Annotated in this window: 18 protein-coding genes and 1 pseudogene; 8 read left to right on the top strand and 11 right to left on the bottom strand. The window is 70.9% G+C overall.

Annotated features, from left to right (window positions below; all coding sequences use genetic code 11):
- Positions 1-91 precede the first annotated feature (91 nt).
- Entirely contained in the window at positions 92-1,303 is a 1,212-nt protein-coding gene (locus HJD23_RS23700) for a helix-turn-helix transcriptional regulator (protein ID WP_171114656.1), read from the top strand.
- Positions 1,304-1,394: 91 nt separating this feature from the next.
- On the opposite strand, the gene HJD23_RS23695 is transcribed toward HJD23_RS23700, so the two are convergent.
- On the bottom strand, positions 1,395-1,856 hold the full coding sequence (locus HJD23_RS23695; protein ID WP_171114657.1) for a pyridoxamine 5'-phosphate oxidase family protein: 462 nt from the start codon (positions 1,854-1,856) through the stop codon (positions 1,395-1,397).
- A 134-nt stretch (positions 1,857-1,990) separates the two neighbouring features.
- Positions 1,991-3,065: pseudogene (locus tag HJD23_RS23690) on the bottom strand (IS701 family transposase).
- Between the two features lie 165 nt (positions 3,066-3,230).
- On the opposite strand from HJD23_RS23690, the gene HJD23_RS23685 reads away from it, so the two are divergent.
- Both HJD23_RS23685 and HJD23_RS23680 read left to right on the top strand, forming a co-directional pair.
- On the top strand, positions 3,231-3,635 hold the full coding sequence (locus HJD23_RS23685) for a type II toxin-antitoxin system PemK/MazF family toxin (protein WP_171114658.1): 405 nt from the start codon (positions 3,231-3,233) through the stop codon (positions 3,633-3,635).
- Positions 3,636-4,042: 407 nt separating this feature from the next.
- Positions 4,043-4,708: a pyridoxal 5'-phosphate synthase gene (locus HJD23_RS23680; RefSeq protein ID WP_171114659.1), complete on the top strand. Its 666-nt coding sequence runs from the start codon at positions 4,043-4,045 to the stop codon at positions 4,706-4,708.
- An 11-nt stretch (positions 4,709-4,719) separates the two neighbouring features.
- Here the strand turns inward: HJD23_RS23680 and HJD23_RS23675 are convergent, their stop codons facing one another.
- From HJD23_RS23675 to HJD23_RS23660, 4 genes are read right to left on the bottom strand one after another with little or no spacing between them, the layout of a single operon-like run.
- Positions 4,720-5,604, bottom strand: a complete 885-nt coding sequence (locus HJD23_RS23675; RefSeq protein ID WP_171114660.1) for a GNAT family N-acetyltransferase — start codon at positions 5,602-5,604, stop codon at positions 4,720-4,722.
- Positions 5,601-6,218 (bottom strand): GNAT family protein, encoded by a 618-nt coding sequence (locus tag HJD23_RS23670; protein WP_171114661.1) that lies wholly within the window; start codon positions 6,216-6,218, stop codon positions 5,601-5,603. The genes HJD23_RS23675 and HJD23_RS23670 overlap by 4 nt, the downstream gene beginning before the upstream one ends.
- Positions 6,219-6,249: 31 nt before the next feature.
- Entirely contained in the window at positions 6,250-6,663 is a 414-nt protein-coding gene (locus tag HJD23_RS23665; RefSeq protein WP_171114662.1) for an OB-fold domain-containing protein, read from the bottom strand.
- A complete protein-coding gene (locus tag HJD23_RS23660; RefSeq protein ID WP_171114663.1) occupies positions 6,660-7,112 on the bottom strand; it encodes a DoxX family membrane protein in 453 nt (150 codons plus the stop codon). The genes HJD23_RS23665 and HJD23_RS23660 overlap by 4 nt, the downstream gene beginning before the upstream one ends.
- A 314-nt stretch (positions 7,113-7,426) precedes the next feature.
- Between HJD23_RS23660 and HJD23_RS23655 the strand changes: the two genes are divergently transcribed.
- The 3 genes from HJD23_RS23655 to HJD23_RS23645 all read left to right on the top strand — a co-directional run bounded on the left by HJD23_RS23655 (position 7,427) and on the right by HJD23_RS23645 (position 11,981).
- Positions 7,427-8,734 (top strand): NAD(P)/FAD-dependent oxidoreductase, encoded by a 1,308-nt coding sequence (locus tag HJD23_RS23655; RefSeq protein WP_171114664.1) that lies wholly within the window; start codon positions 7,427-7,429, stop codon positions 8,732-8,734.
- Positions 8,735-8,853: 119 nt separating this feature from the next.
- Positions 8,854-11,082: an acetate--CoA ligase family protein gene (locus HJD23_RS23650; RefSeq protein WP_171114665.1), complete on the top strand. Its 2,229-nt coding sequence runs from the start codon at positions 8,854-8,856 to the stop codon at positions 11,080-11,082.
- A gap of 32 nt (positions 11,083-11,114) precedes the next feature.
- Complete coding sequence (locus HJD23_RS23645) at positions 11,115-11,981, top strand: enoyl-CoA hydratase-related protein (protein WP_171118849.1); 867 nt, start codon at positions 11,115-11,117, stop codon at positions 11,979-11,981.
- A gap of 9 nt (positions 11,982-11,990) precedes the next feature.
- On the opposite strand, the gene HJD23_RS23640 is transcribed toward HJD23_RS23645, so the two are convergent.
- The gene (locus HJD23_RS23640) at positions 11,991-12,944 is read right to left on the bottom strand and encodes a hypothetical protein (protein WP_232107704.1); all 954 of its coding nucleotides are present in this window, start codon (positions 12,942-12,944) and stop codon (positions 11,991-11,993) included.
- Positions 12,945-13,027: 83 nt separating this feature from the next.
- Here HJD23_RS23640 and HJD23_RS23635 point away from each other — a divergent pair, with 83 nt between their 5' ends.
- On the top strand, positions 13,028-13,618 hold the full coding sequence (locus tag HJD23_RS23635; protein WP_171114666.1) for a flavin reductase family protein: 591 nt from the start codon (positions 13,028-13,030) through the stop codon (positions 13,616-13,618).
- 44 nt (positions 13,619-13,662) lie between these two features.
- Here the strand turns inward: HJD23_RS23635 and HJD23_RS23630 are convergent, their stop codons facing one another.
- Both HJD23_RS23630 and HJD23_RS23625 read right to left on the bottom strand, forming a co-directional pair.
- Positions 13,663-16,047: a SpoIIE family protein phosphatase gene (locus HJD23_RS23630; protein ID WP_171114667.1), complete on the bottom strand. Its 2,385-nt coding sequence runs from the start codon at positions 16,045-16,047 to the stop codon at positions 13,663-13,665.
- 88 nt (positions 16,048-16,135) lie between these two features.
- Positions 16,136-17,449: an MFS transporter gene (locus HJD23_RS23625; RefSeq protein WP_171114668.1), complete on the bottom strand. Its 1,314-nt coding sequence runs from the start codon at positions 17,447-17,449 to the stop codon at positions 16,136-16,138.
- Between the two features lie 131 nt (positions 17,450-17,580).
- Between HJD23_RS23625 and HJD23_RS23620 the strand changes: the two genes are divergently transcribed.
- The gene (locus tag HJD23_RS23620) at positions 17,581-18,609 is read left to right on the top strand and encodes a helix-turn-helix domain-containing protein (protein WP_171118853.1); all 1,029 of its coding nucleotides are present in this window, start codon (positions 17,581-17,583) and stop codon (positions 18,607-18,609) included.
- Here the strand turns inward: HJD23_RS23620 and HJD23_RS23615 are convergent.
- Positions 18,599-19,648, bottom strand: coding sequence for a Zn-dependent alcohol dehydrogenase (locus tag HJD23_RS23615; protein WP_171114669.1), 1,050 nt, complete (start codon positions 19,646-19,648; stop codon positions 18,599-18,601). The genes HJD23_RS23620 and HJD23_RS23615 overlap by 11 nt on opposite strands.
- Positions 19,648-20,805: an acyl-CoA dehydrogenase family protein gene (locus HJD23_RS23610; RefSeq protein WP_171114671.1), complete on the bottom strand. Its 1,158-nt coding sequence runs from the start codon at positions 20,803-20,805 to the stop codon at positions 19,648-19,650. The genes HJD23_RS23615 and HJD23_RS23610 overlap by 1 nt, the downstream gene beginning before the upstream one ends.
- Positions 20,806-20,878 lie beyond the last annotated feature (73 nt).

Here is a 20,878-nt window from a genome sequence, read left to right as displayed (position 1 = left end):
CGCCGGGGTCTCTTGTGCACGCCACGCTGCCGCTCCGCCGATTCGCTGCCTAGCGGCCCCATGTAGGCCCGTTGTAGGCCAGACTTGAGGCATGCGCGGGGAGACAGCGGCCCACATGATCCGACGTCTACGACAGAACAAGGGGTGGAGTCAGACACGGCTAGCGGCGGAGGCATGCCGCGCGGCTGGATTACCGTCCGACTCTCTGACCCGGCAGGACATTTACCGGTATGAGAAGGGGAAGCGCACACCCCGGGAATGGCTGCCGTTCATTACTGCCGCTCTCGGTGTGCCCCTAGTCGAATTTCAGCAAGCCGCCGGCGCCGGCGCCCAAGAAGGCGTTCCCGTAACGGTCGCCGACTTCCTTCCGGATGGTGATCCGTTGGCTCCGTTGAAGGCTGGACACGGACGCCGGATTGGCGCGCGTGATGTTACCGATCTGGCCGGACGCGTGCACGGATTGCGTCTCGCCGACGACGTCCTGGCGGGGGGAGACCTAATCAGCCCTGCGCTGCGTGAGCTGAAATCAGCGGTGAAGCTATACCGCGAGGGAAGCCACAGTGACGAAGTCGGGCGCGCCTTGCTCTCTCAGATTGGCGAACTGGCCCAGATTGCCGGATGGATTGCCTCTGATGCTGGGCGTCATGAGGAAGCCGAACGCATTTATAAGCTGGGCATGAGTGCGGCCCAGCAGGCGGAGGACAGAACGCTGGTCGGCAATCTTACCGGATCACTCGCCTACCAATACAGCAACACGGGTCAGGAACAGGAAGGGGTGGCGCTTGCTCGGGCGGCGCTCGATCAGACGGGTGAGGATGCGCCCGCGAAGGCGCGGGCGCTTTACCTCGATCGTGTGGCCTGGGCTCATACCAAAGCTAATGAGGCGCAGCCTGCAATGCGTGCCCTGGGCGAGGCGTCCGAGGCGTTGGCCGAAGATGGCGAGGGGCGTGAATCACCCCAGTACCTCTATTGGGTTGATGCAGGCGAGTTGCAAGTCATGGATTCGCGCGTCTATACGGAGCTGAAACGCCCACTGCGCGCGGTGCCGTTGCTGCGGGAAGTCCTCGCCCGGTACGACGCCACGCACACGAGAGAGCTTGCTCTCTACCTGTCTTGGCTTGCCGTTGCATTGGCGGACGCCAACGAACCGGAGGAGGCCGCAGCGACGGCCCAACGGGTCATCACGCTTTCCGCGGACGTTGCGAGCGAGCGAACGGCAGAGCGCGTAAAGGTAGTCCTACAGAGGCTGGAGGAATACCGCGACGTGCCGGAAGTGCGGGAAGTCTTGGACGAGGCAGCGTGAGAGGGCCGGTCATAGAGTCGGTTGTCACTGGTGATTAATACTCCAGCTGTAGATCGTGATCCGAGAGAGGCCCGTCGGCGAGGGACGGCCGTTATTCCAGCCACATTCCGTCGCGCATGATGACTCTCCCGCGTAATTCCGGCTCGCCGCGCCAAGCGCGCACAGTCCTTGGGACCACGCGTACATACAGAAAGGAACCCTCCTCCACGCGCGGATCCCACCCGAACTTGTCGGCGAACGCCTCCGCTGCGCCTTCGGGCACCTCCTCGTCCGGGAAGCACTCCGCCTCACCCTGGAGGAGCACCACGTCGAAGGTGTCCGGTAGCGCCAGACGCACGCGCGGCTCTTTGCGGACGTTCCGCGCAGTCACGGAAGTGGCGCTGGTACACATCCACACCGCTCGTCCATCCCACAAGAACCACAGCGGCACCTGGTGCGGCCCGTGATCAGGGTGAGCCGTCGACACCCATACATCCCGCTCGGTAACGAGCTGCTCCAGAGCGTCGCGCATACGCTCCGCCGTCTGGCGACGAACGATTCCCGTGGTCTCCATGAGGACCGACCCTAGCCAGCAGGCGCGGAGCGCGCCTGAGGCGCAGGACCTACTCCCAGCGACCGATGAACCCCTCAGCTTTTGGCTCGGGGCGACCAACTTCGGTGCTCAGGATGGCCAACTGCAGTGCTCAGTCACACTTGTCTCCGGTAGTGGCTGGCTCGTGATCGCGCCTGGTGACTGCGTCGCCAGGCGGACCAGCTGAGCCGGTGGGCCGGGCCGTGAGCGGGCCGTGAGCGGGCCGTGAGCGGGCCGGACAACAACACTGATGAACAGGCGCTGGATCTCGTTACAGGTCAGCGGGATCAGGTTGGCCGGCGTGGGGCACTGTGCGTGTTCGTCGGCGCGGACGACGGCGAGGAAGGCATGGGCCAGCATCGCGAGGGTGACCCAGCGGGCCCAGGAGGGGTAGCGGCGGACCTGGTGCTCATCCAGTCCGGCCAGCCCCTTCTCACTTTGGAAGGTTTCCTCCAACCGCCATCTGGAACCTGCGACCTTGACCAGGATGGCGAGGGATGCCGACGTCGTGGAGTGACAGCGGTAATAGGCGAGTTCACCGGTGGTGCGGTTGCGGCGGATCAGCAATTGGTGGTGGCCCGGTGCCGCCTCGGCGAGGTCGATGACGGCCCAGTCGTAGAACCGCTGTCCGTAGACCTCGTCACCCGTGACCCAGCCGACGCGGTGTCCAGCGTCCAGGAACCGTTCGATCATCACCCGGGCCAGTTCCGGCTTGGTCGCGAAGACGGTGCCCTCGCCGAGCCCCGCGGCCCGGCAGCGGTCCGGATCGCAGGTCCAGGAGCGCGGGATGTACAGCTCTCGGTCCACCGCCGCGTGCCCGCGCTCGCTGGCGTAGACGAGGTAGACGGCGACCTGAGAGTTCTCGATCCGCCCGGCGGTGCCGGTGTATTGGCGCTGGACCCCGACGGTGCGTGTGCCCTTCTTCACGTCGCCGGTCTCGTCGACGACCAGCACTGCGGCCTCGTCGTGGAGGTGCTCGACGACGTATTCGCGCACGTCGTCGCGGACGGCCTCGGCATCCCAGGCGGCCCTGCACAGCAGATGCTGCATGCCGTGTGGGGTGGCCTCCCCGGCCCACTCTGCGATCGTCCAGCAGTTCTTGCGCGGCAGATCCGACAGCAGGCCCAGCACCAAGCGCTTGGCCCGGAGGCGGGGTTCAACCCGCGCGAACCGCCCGGCTATCCGGCTCATCAGGCCATCGAACGCCTCCTGCCAGCGGGCAGGGTCTACGCTGTGACCTGCGGCCACCGCGTGATCGTTTGTCTTCACACACCGATGATCAACGTGGCCGCACCCGTCTCCACAGCGCGTCAGGGTCGCGCAGCGTCCGCCTGCCGTCCTGTGTCAGGAGGACATGTGCAACGTGGCGAAGTCTGGTGGGTCGAGTTCGACGAGCGGCGGCCGGTCGTACTGCTGTCGGAAGGCGACGCGTCCGGGATCCGGGTGATGCAGGTCGTGGCTCCGGCGGGCGTCGACATCAGCGGTCTGGGCGTCGAAGTGGCAGTAGGCGCCATGGAAGGACTGCCCTTTGAAGGCGTGCTGCGGTTCGCGTTCCCGTGTCCGGGCTTTACCCCTTGCACGTGGCTGACCACCGTGTCCCGGGACGACTTGATCGAGCGGGCGGGCGCCCTGCCCTACGCGAAACTCAACGAGATTGAGGATGCCCTCCGACTCGCTGGACAGGCGAAGGAGCGGACCCCGGCGACGACCGCGAAGCTCAGCGAATTAAGGGACACCCTCCGTCTCGGTGGACTTGAGTAGTCGGGTAGGCGAGAAGGAACGGACACCCTCGGTGGCTTGGTCGATCTCGTCCAGATGATCGACACTGACCACCTGTCTCCTCGGCGCCCCTCACCATCGAGATCACGATCTACAGCTGGAGTATGACGCCCTGCCGTTCGCAGTCGCCCATCACTTGCAGCCACTCCAGAGCCTTACGGCTGTAGTCTCGTTGTCGTTGTGCTGCTCGGTCACGGACCGCCGGCGCCCGGACTTGTCCTCTGACACGCGCAAGTACTCACGGCCCGTGAGGATGTCCACGGTGACGGCTGCGGCGGTCATAGCCGCGGTGTTTGCGCTGTTGAAAGGCATGTCGGCAGGACTCCCGCATACCGACACCTAGAAAAGTGGACGGCCCCGGCCCCGGGGCGCCCGCGATACTCGACGGCATGGAACCGGATCTTCACGAGCTGCTCAGGTCGCTGCGGGTGTGGGCCCCCGGCGTCACGGCCCTGCCCGCCTTCGACCCGGCCGCCGCGCCCGCGGACCCGCTGCCGCTGTTCGCCTCCTGGTTCGCGGAGGCAGTGGCGGCGGGGCAGCCGGAGCCGCACACCATGTCGCTGGCCACGTCGGACGAGGAGGGCCTGCCCGACGTACGGACGGTGATGCTGCACGGCGCGGAGGAGGACTGCTGGTCCTTCGCGACGCACGCCACCAGCCGCAAGGGCCGCCAGCTCGCCGCGCGGCCGTACGCCGCCGTGGGCTTCTACTGGCACGTCCAGGGCCGCCAGATCCGCGTCCGCGGCCCGGTCACGACCGCCCCACCGGCCGAGAGCCTGGCCGACCTGCACGCCCGCTCGACCGGCGCGCTGGCCGCCGCGCTGACCGGGCGGCAGAGCGAGCCGATGGAGTCCCTGGAGGCCCTGGCGCAGGCGTCGGAAACGGCGTGGGCCAGGGCCCAGGAGGACCCCGAGGCCCCGTCACCGACCTGGACGCTGTACCGACTGCGCGCGGACGAGGTCGAGTTCTTCCAGGGGGACGAGCGGCGGCGGCATGTGCGGCTTCGGTACGTCAGGGGTGGTGGGGGGTGGGGCAAGGAGTTGCTGTGGCCATGAGGCGGCACGCCCTACTGGCCGTCGAAGGCGTACGTCGCGAACTCCACCACCGGCTCGTAGCCGATCCTCCGATAGAGGGCGTTGCTGGTCGGATTGGCCAGGTCCGTGAAGAGCAGCACCTCCTCGGCACCCGCCGCCAGTGCCGCGCGGCTCACCTCGGCCGTCACCGCTCCCGCGTAACCGCGTCGCCGGAAGGGAGCCGGGGTGTACACGGGCGCCACCCGTACCTGACCGGCGATCTCGGGCATCACGCCGGCCATGGCGACCGGGGTGCCGTCAGGCCTCTCCCAGAGGGTGACGCCGCCGTGGGCGATGCGGGCGTCGGCCCAGGCGGCCGGGTCCCGGAGCGGGTTCCCGCCTACGTCACTCGTGAACTCGACGTACCAGCGGGCGAGTTGCTCGCGGTCCCGCTCGTCCGCCACCCTCGCCCGGCCCGGCGGGGCGGGCTCCGGGACCGTCAGCGAGCCGAGCCGGTAGAGCAGCTGGCGCCCGCGCGGCATCGCGGCGGCGCCAGTGCGACGTTGCCAAGCCCCGGCGAAGGCGGCGGCTGTGTCACGGACCCCGGCGACGCCGGGAAGTCGCTTCGACCGGGCCGCCAGGTGGGCGGCGAAGACGTCGGCCTCGTCGGGGGTGAGGGCGGTGAGGTACAGGCCGTGCGGTGGCGTACGGAAGCAGACCGCTCGTACGGCTCCGGCGCGCTCCAGGAAGCCGAAGAACGGCGGCTCGTCCCCGTACGTGCGGAGTCCGTGCCTGCGCAGGGCGTCGGTCACGGTGAGGGGAACGGTGTGCCGGGCTGGGCGGGAGCGCAGGAAGGGGCCGGCGTGGGCGAGGAAGGCGTCGAGGTCCTCCGTGAGGGTCCAGGTGGCGGCCGCGTACTCGCCGGATGCGCGCCTCACGGCTCGTCCACGACAGCACCGGTCTCCGGATCCGTCGCCAGGCGGGCGTGCAGATGGACGTCGCGGAAGGCGTCCCGGCGGTCCGCCTCCCACATCGCGTCGCGCAGGGTGCCCTCGGGCGCGAAGCCGCAGCGGTCGGCTATGCGGCAGGAGGCGTCGTGGCCCACGGCGTGACCGAGTTCCAGGCGGTGCAGGCCCAGGTCGGTGAGGGCCCAGTGGGCGGCGAGGGTGAGGGCGCGGGTGGCGGCGCGCCGGCCGCGGGCCTCGGGGAGGATCCAGTAGCCGACGCGGGCGACGCGGAAGACGTGGTCGATCTCGTTGATGCCGATGTGGCCGAGGGTCGTACCTGTCTCCGCGTCGGTTATGCGGAAGGACGCGCTGGTGCCGTTCGCCGCGTTGTCGGCCTTGGCGCGGAGGGACGCGCGGGCGGAGGCGAGGTCGGTGACCGGGTTCAGGGGTGTGTTCCAGCGCCGGAACTCCGGGTCGGACAGGCCGCGCAGCCAGGTCGCGACGTCCGCGTCGGAGGCCGGGTCCCAGCGGTGCAGGCGCAGACCGTGGCCGTACGGCTCGGGGTGGTGGGGATGGGTGAGGGACCGCGAGTTCATGAGGGCCATCGCCCCATTGAATCCCGTCGGCCGCCGCGTTTCACCCCGGATTCGGCTGGATCCGGAAGACCGGGACGCCCTCCCGGAAGTCGACCTCCAGTGCGGCACCGGCGCGCAGCTCGCTCTCGTCGCCGTAGTCGCCGTACCCGACGATCTCCGTCATCATCCGCGGGCCCTCCGCGAGGTCGACGACCGCGGCGACGTACGGGGTGCGCTCGCCGAAGGGCGGGAGGTCGTTGCGGTGGACCACGGACCAGGTGTAGAGGGTGGCGCGGCCGCTCGCCTCCTCCCAGGTCACGTCCTCGCTCCAGCAGTACGGGCAGAACTCGCGGGGGTAGTGATGCGCCCGCCCGCACGCCCAGCACCGCCGCACCAGCAGCCGCCCGTGCGCAGCCGCGTCCCAGTACGTCCGCGTGAAGGCGTCCGCCTCCGGTACGTCGTACCGCGCACTCATCCGAACCACCCGAGCGCGCCGTCCAGTGACCAGGTCTGCCAGGACATCCCGAACAGCGCGACCACCGAGATCAGCGCCATCATCAGGTTCTGCCCCTGCTCGGCCCAGTCGTGGATCATGAGCACGAAGTAGACGGCGTTCAGCAGCAGCCCGCCGACCAGCGCGATCGGGGTCAGGAAACCGGTGATCAGGCCCAGGCCCAGGGCGAGTTCGGCGTAGGCGACGACGTACGCCATCACGCGCGGCCGGGGTGCGACCACGGTCTGGAAGCCCGAACGCACCGTCTTCCAGCGGTGTTTGGCGGCCACGTCGGCGGCCCAGGCGATGCCGGAGCCGCGTTCGAACCACGCCTTCTTGTCCTTGTGCCGCCAGCTCTCCAACCACCACAGCCCGAGCCCGATCCGCAGCACGGCCAGCCATTCGGCACCGGTGAGCCAGATCGTGTCCATGGATCTGACGGTACGTCAGATTGCGCGGGCGAGGAAGACCTGTGCCCTCACGTGAAGCACCGGCCAGTGGAGCGCAGGACCGTCGTCATGACGGTCGGACGTAACACCTCAGAGGGAACTCCTCCCCGAACGCGGCTTCCGTCTCTCCGTCACGGCCGGAGGCCGCCCAGCCGCTCTCACCTCCCCGGATCGCACACAACCGATCTCCCTACGCCACAAGCCCCACCCACTCCTCCCCCACCCGTGATCGATCCGCAACCAATTCCGGTCTTGACCGAGACCCATCAACCCGGCATGTGGTTACGCTCCGTACCATGCCCGACTCCACAGCGCCCACCAACGAAGAGGAACCGCAGGCCGCGAGCCCGGAGATCGCCGCCTCGGAGGCCGCGCCAACGGCCGCGAGCCCGGAGGCCGTGAAAGTTCCGCGGCAGAAGGGCAGCCGTACCGCTCGGCAGGCGCCCGTCGATCGGCCCGTCTACGTGATCGGCGCCGGGCCCGGTGGACTCGCGGCCGCCCATGCCCTGCGGGCCCGGGGGATTCGGGCCGTCGTCCTGGAGAAGTCCGACCGCGTCGGTGCCTCCTGGCGGCGGCACTACGACCGGCTGCACCTGCACACCACCCGGCGCCTGTCCGCCCTGCCCGGGCTGGCGATGCCGCGCCGGTTCGGCCGGTGGGTGTCCCGGGACGATGTCGTGCGGTATCTGGAGAAGTACGCCGAGCACCACGAACTGGAGATCGTCACCGGAGTCGAGGTCTCCCGCGTCGAGCGCGCACCCGACGGCACCGGCTGGCTGCTGCACGCCACCGGCGGCCGTCGGCTGACCGGCGGCGCGGTCGTCGTCGCCACCGGCTACAACCACACCCCGCGCATCCCGGACTGGCCCGGCCGGGACACGTACACCGGCGCGTTCCTGCACGCCTCCGCGTACCGCAACCCCGCGCCCTACGCCGGCCGGGACGTCCTGGTCGTCGGTGTCGGCAACACCGGCGCCGAGATCGCCGTCGACCTCGTCGAGGGCGGGGCGTCGCGCGTACGGCTCTCGGTGCGCACCGCGCCGCACATCGTCCGCCGTTCCACCGCCGGCTGGCCCGCCCAGTACAGCGGCATCCTCGTCCGCCGCCTCCCGGTCGGCCTGGTGGACCGGCTCGCCCGGCCGCTGGCCAGGCTCAGCCTGCCCGACCTCACCGAGTACGGCCTGCCCCGCCCCGACACCGGCCTGTACAGCAGGGTCACCGAGGGCGCGGTCCCGGTCCAGGACGTCGGCCTCATCGACGCGGTCCGCAAGGGCAGGGTCGAGGTCGTGGCCGCGGTGGACGGCTTCGACGGCGACAAGGTCGTCCTCGCCGACGGCGACCGCATCGGGCCGGACGCGGTGATCGCCGCCACCGGTTACGTCCGCGCACTGGAACCGCTGGTCGGCCATCTCGACGTCCTCGACGACCGGGGCAGGCCGGTCGTGCACGGCGCCCGCGCCCCGAAGAACGCCCCCGACCTGTACTTCACCGGCTTCACCAACCCCATCAGCGGCATGCTCCGCGAACTCGCCCTCGACGCGGAGAAGATCGCCAGGGCGATCGCCCGAAGAAGCGGCGACCGGGTGTCCCGCATCCCCGGCTGACCGGCAGGACCCGCAAGCGCATCAATTCCGCCCGCACGACCATTTCCTGACCCTACGTCAGTTCAGTAATCTGACACTGCGTCAGTTACTCATGCCGTCACACAGAAGCGGGCGGACCGATGCTTGGATCAACCCACGGCACCCTCACCACCGACGCCCGCCGGGCCCGGGTCATCGCCTGTGGCGACGGGCGGCCCGGCCCCGCCGTCCACGGCCGTGCGGCCGACGTGGACGACCTCGACGTCAGCGGCCGACCGCTGCACGCCGACGTCCCCGACCTGGACCGCTTCTTCCGTCCCGAGTCCGTCGCCGTGATCGGCGCCTCGGACGCCGAGGGGCGTCCGAACACCGGCATCACACGGCAGCTGATCGCTTGGGCCGAGCGGGTCGGCGCGCGGCTGCACCCGGTGCACCCCACCCGTCAGTCCGTCTTCGGCATACCCTGTGCTCCTTCCGTCTCCGACCTGCCCGAACAGGTCGACCTCGCCGTACTGCTGGTCGCCGACCCCCTTCCCGTCGTCGAGGAACTCGCGGAGGCCAAGGTCAGGTTCGCGGTCGCGTTCGCCTCCGGTTTCGCGGAGACCGGCGAGGAGGGCGCCGCCGCGCAGGCCCGTCTCGCCGCCGCCGTCCGCCGCTGCGGCCTGCGTCTGCTCGGCCCGAACACCAACCTCAACGCCTTCGAGGACTTCCGGCAGGACCTGGACGGACCGGCGATCGCGCTCATCACCCAGTCCGGCCACCAGGGCCGCCCCGTCTTCGCCCTCCAGGAACTCGGCATCCGCCTCTCCCACTGGGCCCCCACCGGCAACGAGGCCGACCTGGAGACCGCCGACTTCATCTCCTACTTCGCCGAGCGCCCCGAGGTCGGCGCCATCGCCGCCTACGTCGAGGGTCTGAAGGACGGCCGTTCCTTCCTCCTCGCCGCCGACCGGGCCGCCCGGCGCAGGGTGCCGGTGGTCGCGGTCAAGGTGGGCCGCACGGAGACCGGCGCCCGCACGGCCGCCTCACACACCGGCAAGCTGACCGGCGCGGACGCGGTGGTGGACGCGGCGATGCGGCAGTACGGCGTGATCCGGGTCGACGCCCTCGACGAACTCCAGGACACCGCCGCCCTGTTGGCCCGCGCCCGCCCGCCGCGCGCCGACGGTGTGGCCGTCTATTCGATCTCGGGCGGCACGGGCGCGCACGTCGCCGACCTGGCGACGGCGGCGGGACTGCGCCTCCCGGTGCTGTCCGAGGCCCGGCAGGCCGAGCTGCACCAGTGGATCCCGCCGTATCTGAGCGTGGCCAACCCCGTCGACAACGGCGGGCACCCGGTGGGCGACTGGCGCGGCCGGAAGATCATCGACGCGATCCTCGCCGATCCGGAGGTCGGGGTGCTGATCTGCCCGATCACCGGCCCGTTCCCGCCGCTCAGCGACCGGCTCGTGCGGGACCTGGTGGACGCGGCCGAGCAGACGGAGAAGCTGGTGTGCGTGGTGTGGGGTTCGCCGGTCGGCACCGAGCCGGCGTACCGGGAGGTGCTGCTCGGCTCCTCGCGCGTGGCCACCTTCCGCACGGTCGGCAACTGCCTCACCGCCGTCCGCGCCTACCTCGCCCACCACCGCTTCGTCCGCGACTACCGCTCCCCCTTCGACGACGCCCCGCGCACGCCCTCGCCCTCCTTCCGCAAGGCGCGCGAGCTGATGCGCCCAGGACAGCAGCTGAGCGAGCACGCGGCCAAGCAGCTGCTGCGGGCGTACGGCATCCGGGTGCCGCGCGAGCAGCTGGTGACCAGCGCGGCGGCGGCCGTGCGGGCGGCGGGGCTGGTGGGCTACCCGGTGGTGATGAAGGCGTCCGGCGCCCAGCTCGCCCACAAGACGGAGCTGGGCCTGGTGAAGATCGGCCTGACCTCGGCCGCCCAGGTCCGCGACGCCTACCGCGAACTGACCGACATCGCCCGCTACGAGGACGTCTCCCTGGACGGCGTCCTGGTCTGCCAGATGGTCGAGCAGGGCGTCGAGATGGTCGTCGGCATCACCCACGACGACCTCTTCGGCCCGACGGTGACCGCGGGTCTCGGCGGCGTCCTCGTCGAGGTCCTGCGGGACGCGGCGGTACGGATCCCGCCCTTCGGCGAACACGAGGCCCACGACATGCTCACCGAACTCCGCGGCCACCCCCTCCTCAACGGCGTCCGCGGCCGCCCCCCGTCCGACGTCGACGCCCTCGTCGAGGTCATCCTGCGCGCCCAGCGCATCGCCCTGGAACTCGGCGACCAGCTCGCGGAACTGGACATCAACCCGCTGATGGTCCTGCCCCGCGGGCAGGGAGCGGTGGCGCTGGACGCGCTGGCGGTGTGCAGCTGAGACGAACACGCGTGATGAGCCGAATACGCGTGATGAGCCGAACATGCCTGATCCCCCCGTACTTACGCAGACCAGAAGAACCGGAGAATTCCGTGGAGCCGGAAAAATCCGCTGAGTCATTGATACGGCACACCACTGACAATCACGTCGCGCGCATCACCCTCAACCGGCCCGAAGCTCTCAACGCCATCACCCCTGACCAGCGTGAACGCATCATCCAGCTGCTCTCCGACGCCTCCGCCGACCCGGACGTACGAGCCGTCGTCCTCACCGGCACCGGACGCGGTTTCTGCGCGGGCGCGGACCTCCGCAACGGCGCCGCGGCCGGGGAGCGGATCGCCGGTGACGTGGCCCGCACCCTCCGCGTGGGTGCCCAGCGGCTGATCGCCGCCGTCCTCGACTGCGAGAAGCCCGTGATCGCCGCCGTGAACGGCACGGCGGCGGGCCTCGGCGCTCATCTCGCGTTCGCCTGCGACCTCGTACTCGCCGCGGAATCGGCCAGGTTCACCGAGGTGTTCGTACGCCGGGCCCTCGTGCCGGACGGCGGCGGTGCGTATCTGCTGCCGCGCCTGATCGGACCGCAGCGGGCGAAGGAGCTGATGTTCTTCGGCGACGCCCTCACCGCCGCCGACGCCGAACGCCTCGGCCTGGTCAACCGGGTCGTGCCGGACGGGGAGTTGGATAAAACGGCAGGCGAGTGGGCGGCCCGTCTCGCCGTCGCCCCCACCCGCGCCCTCTCCCTCACCAAACAGCTCGTCAACGCCTCCCTCGACACCGACCGCGCCACCGCCTTCGCCGCCGAGGCCGCCGCCCAGGAGATCAACATGGCGACGGAGGACGCCCGGGAGGGCCTGGCGAGCTTCGTGGAGCGCAGGAGTCCTGAGTACCGGGGGCGGTGAGAGCGGTCGTCAGTCCCGCTGGAGGATCCACAGGTCCGGCGCGTCCAGATCACCGAACGGCACGAACAGCTCCGGCTCCTGCTCCGTGCCGCCGATCACCCAGTACGTCTGCTGCCCACACCCGTCGTCGAGCCGTACGACCACACCGTCCCGCTCCTCGGGGCCCTCCACGCCGTCGGAGTCGTGACGGCCCTCGGTGTCGAGGAACCACGTGCCGGTGCCGTCGCACACCACGAATGTCGGGTCGCCGAACACTTCGGGCTCGGCCGGCAGGTCGACGAACTCGGCCAGCCCACCCGGCTCCAGCCGCAGCACCGTCCCGTCCACGCCCCGCCAGACCCCGGCCAGCTGCCCGGCGGACAGCTTCGGAGGCTCGTACTCCTCGATGAGTCCGACTGCGGTGGCCAGCGCCCCGCCTCCGAAGGCCAGCACGAACAGCCCGAAGCAGCCGAAGCAGCCGCTCCCCCACACGCCCACCGCCCCCCACCTGTGGCCGGTTATCCGGGCGCGCCGGCGGGCGAACGCGACGCCGAGCACGGGGAGCGCGCCCAGCGCCGCGAACGCCAGGGCCGTCGCCATGAACGGCCAGTCCCACAGCGCCGCGAACAGCGCCGCCCAGGCGGCGCCGAACACCACGGCGTACAGCAGATGCCAGGCCCAGCCAGGCCCCCGGAATCGCACGGCCGACGGATGCGCCAGCAGGGCCGCCGGGCTGATCTGCGCGACCGTCTGCACCATGCCCAGCACCGGCAGCACGAGCGGCGCGAGGACGAGCGCCAAGAACCCGCCCAGAGGCTCATAGCCGACGCGGTAGTTGTCCACTTGGGCGTCGGTGATCCACCACCACAGCAGCCAGGCCGCGGGCAACTGCGCCGCACACACCGCGACGGCGACCGTCCGATCGGCGTCCGTCCAGCTCAGCCAGGCACACCGGACCGCCCGGCCGTTGTCTCCCCACCCCATGAGGCGGAGCGTACGCCGGGGTCCGGCGAGGTCCGTCACGAGGCTTCCTATCTGACGATCCGTCAGCTTCAATGATAAACGTGATGGGACAAGCAGGGACAGCCGAAGCCGCCGTCCGCTACCTCAGGGCGACCGGGACCCACGGCCCCGTGGGGGCCCTGCCGCGCCCGGTGCTGCGATGCGTCCGCGACGACGAGCGGGCGCCCGTGGACCAGCAGGAGTTCCGCCGCGTCCTCGGAAACTTCGCCACCGGCGTCACGGTCGTCACCGCACCCGCCGCCGACGGCCCCGCCGGTTTCGCCTGCCAGTCCTTCTCCTCCCTCTCCCTCGACCCACCCCTCGTCGCCTTCATGGTCGGCCGCACGTCGACGACCTGGCCGCGCATCGCCCGCGCCGGGGTCTTCTGCGTCAACGTGCTGAGCGCGGGCCAGGGCGAACTGTGCCGGGGCTTCGCGGTGAGCGGCGGGGACAAGTTCGCGGGGGTCGCGTACGACACCGCGCCCGTCTCCGGCTCACCCCGCCTCGCGGGCACCCTCGCGTGGGTCGACTGCACGATCCACGCGGTGCACACGGGCGGGGACCACCTCATCGTGGTGGGGCGGGTGGCGACGCTGGGCGTGGGCGACAACGAGGACGGGGCGCCTCTGCTGTTCCACAAGGGGAGATTCCTCTGAGCTCTGAGGCCGCTCTGGCCAGAACGAGGCCGCTCTGGCCAGAACTACGGGATGGCCAGCTCGGCCCAGATGGTCTTCCCGGACCCGGTGTACCGCGTGCCCCAGCGCTGGGACATCTGGGCGACGAGGAACAGGCCGCGGCCTCCCTCCTCGTCCCGACGCGCTCGCCGCAGGTGAGGTGCGGTGTGGGCATGGTCGGAGACCTCGCACAGCAGGGAGCGGTCCCTGATCAGCCTCAGCATGACCGGCCCGCCTGCGTACCGGATGCTGTTGGTGACCAGTTCGCTCACCACGAGTGCGGCGGTGAAGGACAGTTCGGGCAGGCCCCAGGTCTCCAGCTGGCGCTCGGCGACCGCGCGGGCGTGCGCCACCATGGCCGGGTCGGACGGCAGCTCCAGGTCCGCCACATGGTCGGCGTCGAGCCGCCGGGTGCGGACGAGCAGCAGCGTGGCATCGTCCGCCTGCGGTCCGGGCGGCAGGGTCGACAGCGCCCGGTCACACAGTTCCTCCAGTGGGCTTCGTTGCCAGGTGAGCACATGGGCGAGACGGTCGATTCCGGTGTCGATGTCGGTGCGCCGGTCCTCGACGACGCCGTCGGTGAAGAACGCCACGATGCTGCCGTTGGACAGGCTCAGCTCCACGTTCTCGTAGGGCAGGGTGGCCAGCCCCAGGGGCGGTCCCGGCGCCAGCGCGGACAAGGCCACCGCGCCGCTCGCATCGGCCACGAGCGGCGGGGGATGGCCCGCGCTCGCCCAGACGCAGCGGCCGCTGACCGGGTTGTAGATCGCGTACAGGCAGGTCACCCCGAGCCCCTCGTCGCTGCCCCCGTCGTCCGCGCGGGGTTCCGAGTCCTGCGCGACCAGGCCGTCCAGCCGGGTGAGCAGCTCGGCCGGGTCCAGGTCCAGCAGGGCCAGGGTCCGTACGGTGGCGCGCAGTCGGCCCATGGTCGCGGCCGCGTGCACGCCGTGGCCCACCACGTCGCCGACCGTCAGGCCCACTCTGGCACCGGACAGCGGGATCAGGTCGAACCAGTCGCCGCCCACACCCACGCGACTGTCGGCGGGCAGGTAGCGGTACGCCACGTCGACCGCGCTCTGCTCGGGCAGGTGCTGTGGCAGCAGGCTGCGCTGCAGTACCAGGGCCGCCGCATGCTGGCTGGTGTAGCGGCGGGCGTTGTCGATGCCGACGGCGGCTCGCTCGGCCAGTTCCATGGCGAGCGTCTGTTCCTCGGGTCCAAAGGGGTCGGGGTTGCTGCTGCGCCGGAAGGTGGCAAGGCCCAGGACCGCACCGCGGGTGAGCAGCGGGACGAAGAGGCAGGAGTGCGGGGCGGCCGATCCCGTTCTCCCCGGTTCGTCGGGCGGGGCGGCTTCGACGACGAGGCCGCTGGTGGCCAGGCTCAGAGCCTGCGGTGACGATGGTGGGTAGGAGACGGGAGTGGTCCGGAAGTCTTCCGGGGTCCGGCCGTGCATCCGCAGCATATTGTGCCCCGGCGCCGAGCCCGTCGGCGGCTGCCGGCCCTCGATGACCGCCGGCGGCAGGTCCACCAGCACCTCGTCGGCCAGCTGCGGTACGGCCACGTCGGCAAGCTCCGCGGCTGTGCGACGCACGTCCAGCGAGGCGCCGATGCGCTTTCCCGCCCGCACCAGCAGTGACAGTCGTTCCTGGGCGCGGTAGCGGTCGGTGATGTCCAGGGACTCCTCGAACAGCCCCAGCGGTTCGCCTCGGGCGTCCACCAGCCGGTGGTACGAGCAGGACCAGACGTGCTCGCGCACCGGGTCGACGGGGGCGCGTCCGCGATAGTGCATGCCCATGATCGGTTCCCCCGTGGCCAGCACGTGCTCCATCACCTGGTCTTCGTCCGGGGGGTGGTGGCGGGAGATGAATTCGCCTTCGGGAAAGAGATCCGCGGCCGGTCGGCCGATGTACTGGGCGACCCCCGCGAGTTCCAGATCGGTGGAGACGTTCCCCCAGACGACGCGCTTGTCGGTGTCGAAGATCGTCAGGCCCACGGGAGACTCGGTCGCCAGTCCCTGCAGCATCGCCAGCTGCGCCTCCCAGCCGCGCAGCGCCTCCAGGTCGGCCGCGACCACGACGGTGGCGGCGGCGCCCTGGTTCACGAGCGGGCTGAAGGTCACGGCCGCGCGCAGGACGCGTCCGTCCCGGCAGCAGAGGTCCAAGACGGTGCTGCGGGGCTTGCGCGCCTTGCAGAGGGCGGCCAGTCGCTGGCCGGGGGTCGTGCCGGGGGTCGCCGCCAGCAGCCGGGCGGCCGACTGGCCGAGCACGTCCTCGGGTGGGTGTCCGAGGAGGCGCTGGGCCGAGGATCCCCATCCGGAGATGCGGCCGTCGGCGTCCAGTACCGCGGCGGCGGCCCTGGAGAGGTCCAGAGGGCTGTGGAAATCGACGTTGGCCGCATTCGGAAAACGATCCATGGCACCGCTTCCCTTCGTGCACCCTCAGCATCCCGTGCCGCACGACGGACGACAACCGCACACGCGATCACCACCTGGGTACGTACATCTAGCCCGCGGCGGTCGCTGTCTGCGTGGGCGTGCCAGTGCCCCGCCGGATCACCAGCGCCATCAGTGCCGCCGCCGCGCACAGTGCCCCGCTGGCGTACCACACCACGTCGTACGACCCGAACACATCCCGCGCGACCCCGCCCAGGAAGGCCACCGCTGCCGCGCCGACCTGGTGGGACGCCAGTACCCAGCCGAACACGATCGCGCTGTCCTCCCCGTAGTGCTCCCGGCACAACGCCATCGTGGGCGGCACCGTGGCGACCCAGTCGAGGCCGTAGAAGACGATGAAGAAGATCATCGGCGGGTGCACGCTGGGCGCCAGCAGGAAGGGCAGGAACACCAGTGAGATGCCCCGGAGCGCGTAGTACACCGCCAGCAGCCGCCGCGCGTCGTAACGGTCGGTGAACCAGCCGGAGGCCACCGTGCCGACCACGTCGAACACCCCGATGACCGCGAGCAGCGAGGCCGCCGTCGTGATCGGCATGTGGTGGTCGTGGGCGGCGGGCACGAAATGGGTCTGGATCAGGCCGTTCGTGGAGGCGCCGCAGATCGCGAACGTACCGGCCAGCAGCCAGAAGGGCCCCGTCCGGACGGCGGAGAAGAGCACGGTCACCGCCCGCCGCGCCGCGCCCGGCACGGGAGGCGGCTTCGGTACGAACTCCTTCGCGCCGTACGGCTTCAAACCCACGTCCGCCGGGTGGTCCCGCAGCAGCAGCCACACGAACGGCACCACCGCGAGCGCGGAGAGCGCCACCGTGACGGCGGCCGGGCGCCAGTTGTGGTGCACCACGATCCAGGACAGCACCGGCAGGAAGATCAGCTGCCCGGAGGCCGAGGCGGCGGTGAGAATGCCGGTCACCAGGCCGCGCCGCTCCGTGAACCAGCGGTTGGTGACGGTCGCCGCGAACGCCAGCGCCATCGAGCCGGTGCCGAGGCCGACCAGCAGGCCCCAGCACAGCAGCAGCTGCCAGGGCGCGGTCATCCACACCGTCACGCCCGAGCCGATCGCGATCACGGTCAGCGCGACCGCGACCACCCGCCGGATGCCGAAGCGGTCCATCAGCGCGGCGGCGAAGGGCGCGGTCAGGCCGTACAGGGCGAGGTTGACGGAGACCGCCGCGCCGATCGTGCCGCGCGACCAGCCGTACTCCTGATGCAGCGGGTCGATCAGCAGCCCCGGCAGGGAACGGAAGGCGGCGGCACCGATGATCGTCACGAAGGTGACGGCGGCGACGAACCACGCGCGGTGGATGCGCGGACGACTTGGCTCCGGTTTCTGGGCAACTGCGGCGGCTTCGCTTGTCTGGGTCACGTCATAGAGCTTCGGGTCCGGAAACGACCGCATCCAGTGGCCCGAAGGTCAGCGTTCGTTAGGATCGGGCCATGCATCAGGTCACGGACAAAGTCATGGATCAGGTCATGGATCAGGTCACGGATCGAGCCATGGAGACAGCCGTCGGCCCCTTCCGCCCCCACCGTGTCGTCGTCCTCGCACTCGACGGTCTGCTCCCCTTCGAGCTGGGCATCCCGCACCGGATCTTCGGCCGGCCCAGGGACGCCCAGGGGCGGCATCTGTACGAGGTCGTCACCTGCTCGGTCCGGCCGCCGGGCCCGGTCGAGACCGACGCCGACTTCTTCCTCCACGTCGGCAACGGCCCCGAGACCCTCGCCACCGCCGACACGGTGATCATCCCGGCGTCGTACGAACTCGGCCCGGTCTACGAGGAGGGCGTGCTGACCGACGAACTGGCCGCCGCCCTCGCCCACCTCCGCCCCGGCACCCGCCTCGCCTCCATCTGCACCGGCGTGTACGTCCTCGCCGCCGCCGGCTACCTGGACGGCCGCCCGGCGACCACGCACTGGGCCGACGCCGACCGCCTCCAGCGGCTCTTTCCGCGCGTCAAGGTCGACCCGGACGTGCTGTTCATCGACGACGGCGACATCCTGACCTCGGCGGGCGTCGCGGCCGGCATCGACCTGTGCCTGCACATGGTGCGGCGCGACCACGGCACGGCGGTCGCCAACGACGTGGCCCGGCGTACCGTCGTACCGCCGCATCGCGACGGCGGGCAGGCGCAGTACATCCAGCGGCCGGTGCCCGATCCGCAGCAGGCCTCCACGACCACCGCGCGCGTGTGGGCGCTCGGCCGGCTGCACGAGCCGATCCAGTTGCGGGACATGGCCGCGCAGGTGTCCATGTCGGTACGCACCTTCACGCGCCGGTTCCGTGAGGAGGTCGGCGTCAGCCCCGGCCAGTGGCTCACCCAGCAGCGCGTCGAACGCGCCCGGCACCTGCTGGAGTCCACCGACCTGTCCGTCGACCGGGTGGCCCACGACGCGGGCTTCGGCACGGCCCAGTCGATGCGACAGCACCTCCAGGCGACGCTCGGGGTGACACCGACGGCGTACCGGCGGACGTTCCGGACGGGGGAACCCCGCCCTCAGGATGTGAGCACCGCCCTCAGAACGTGAGCACCGCCCGCGCCACCCGCCCCGCCTCCGCGTCGGCCCGCGCCTTGTCGAAGTCCTCGATCGGGTAGGTCTCGCTCACCAGTTCGTCGAGGAGGAGGCGGCCCTGCCGGTACAGCTCGGCGTACAGGGCGATGTCCCGCTGGGGGCGCGAGGAGCCGTAGCGGCAGCCGAGGATGGACTTGTCCAGGTACATCGACGACACCCGGAAGGACGCCTCGGCCGTGGCGGACGGGACGCCGAGGAGGACCGCCTGGCCGTGCCGGTCCAGCGCGTCGATCGCCTGCCGGATCAACTCCACCCGCCCGACGCACTCGAAGGCGTGGTCCGCGCCGGTCGGCAGCAGCTCCCGCACGCCGTCCATCGACGTCAGGAAGTCGGTCGCCCCGAACTGCCGGGCCGCCGCCTCCTTCGCCGGGTTGGTGTCCACCGCCACGATCCGCAGGGCGCCCGCGAGCCGCGCGCCCTGGAGGACGTTCAGCCCGATGCCGCCCGTGCCGATCACGAGGACGCTGTCACCGCGGTCCACCCGGGCCCGGTTCAGCACGGCACCCATCCCGGTCAGCACCCCGCACCCGATGAGCGCGGCGGGCGTCAGCGGAATGTCCGCGGGAATGCGCACCGCCTGCACGGCCTTCACCACGGTCCGTTCGGCGAAGACGGACGTCGAGGCGAACTGGTGCACCGGCAGACCGTCCCGCGTGAACGGCCGCCCCGGCTGCCCGATCGCCCGCCGGCACATCGTGGGCCGCCCCCGGTCGCACTCGGCGCACGTCCCGCAGTTGGCGAGCGTGGACAGTGACACATGGTCGCCGGGCGCCACATGGGTGACGCCGTCCCCCACCGCCTCCACCACACCGGCGCCCTCATGTCCCAGCACCACAGGAACCGGGAAAGGTATGGTCCCGTCCACCACCGACAGATCGCTGTGGCACAGCCCGGCCGCCGCGACCGCCACCCGCACCTCACCGGCCCCGGGATCCCGTACCTCCAGGTCGTCCACGACCTGGACCTGCTTGCCGTCGAAGACCACGCCCCTCATCACGACGCTCCCTTGGGTTCCCTCGGCAGGCCGAGCACGCGCTCGGCGATGATCGTGCGCTGGATCTGGTCCGAACCGCCGTAGATCGTGTCGGCCCGGCTGAACAGGAACAGCCGCTGGAGTTCGTCGAGTTCGTACGGCGCCGACACCGACCACTCCGTCGGCCCGACCCCCGCCACCGCCCCCCGCACCTGCATCGCCAGCTCCCCGAGCCGCTGATGCCAGCCACCCCACAGCAGCTTGGCCACACTCGACGCCCCCGCCTCCGCCGCCGAACCGCCCAGCGTCCGCAGCGCGTTCCACCGCATCACGCGCAACTCGGCCCACTGCCGCACCAGCCGCTCCCGTACGACGGGATCGCGCACCGCCCCCGAGTCGACCGCCGCCCGCACCACCCGCCCCAACTCGGCGGCGAAACCGACCTGCTGGGCCAGCGTCGACACGCCCCGCTCGAACCCGAGCAGACTCATGGCGACCCGCCAGCCCGCCCCCTCTCCCCCCACAACGTGCTCCACGCGCGCGTGCGCCCCGTCGAAGAACACCTCGTTGAAGTCGCTCGTGCCGGTCAGCTGCCGGATGGGCCGCACCTCGATCCGCCCCGGCTGGTCCATGGGCACCAGCAGAAAGCTCAGCCCGTGATGCCGTCGCGACCCCGCCTCCGTCCGCGCCAGCACGAAACACCAGTCCGCCTCGTGCGCCAGCGAGGTCCAGATCTTCTGCCCGGTGACCCGGTAGTACGCCCCGCCCGGCGCACGCACCGCCGAGGTGCGCACCCCCGCCAGATCCGAGCCCGCGCCCGGCTCGCTGTACCCCTGACACCACAACTCGTCCCCGGCGGCGATCGGCGGCAGGAAGCGGGCCTTCTGCTCCTCGGTGCCGTGCGCGATGAGAGTGGGTGCGAGCAGGTTCTCGCCAATGTGCCCGGACCGCGGCGGCGCGGCCGACCGCGCGTACTCCTCGGCCCAGACGACCTGCTGAGTCAACGACGCCGCCCGGTTCCCCCACCCGTCCGCAGCCCACCCGAGCCCTATCCACCCGGCCTTGCCGAGGGTCCGCTCCCAGCCCCGCCGATCCGCCGCATCACCGGCATGCGCGGCCAACCAGCCCCGAGCCTCACCCCGAAACGCCTCGTCCTCAGCGGTAAACGCGAACTCCATGCGGGGCCTCCTAGAAATCCCGGTCAAGACCAGCGCCGCCAAGGGGCGCGGGGAACTGCGCGACAAGCCACGA

The organism is Streptomyces sp. Z423-1 (assembly GCF_013009255.1).
Lineage (GTDB): Bacteria > Actinomycetota > Actinomycetes > Streptomycetales > Streptomycetaceae > Streptomyces > Streptomyces gossypiisoli.
Note: the sequence above shows the minus strand (reverse complement) of the source record. Positions and strands in the feature narration are given on the sequence as shown.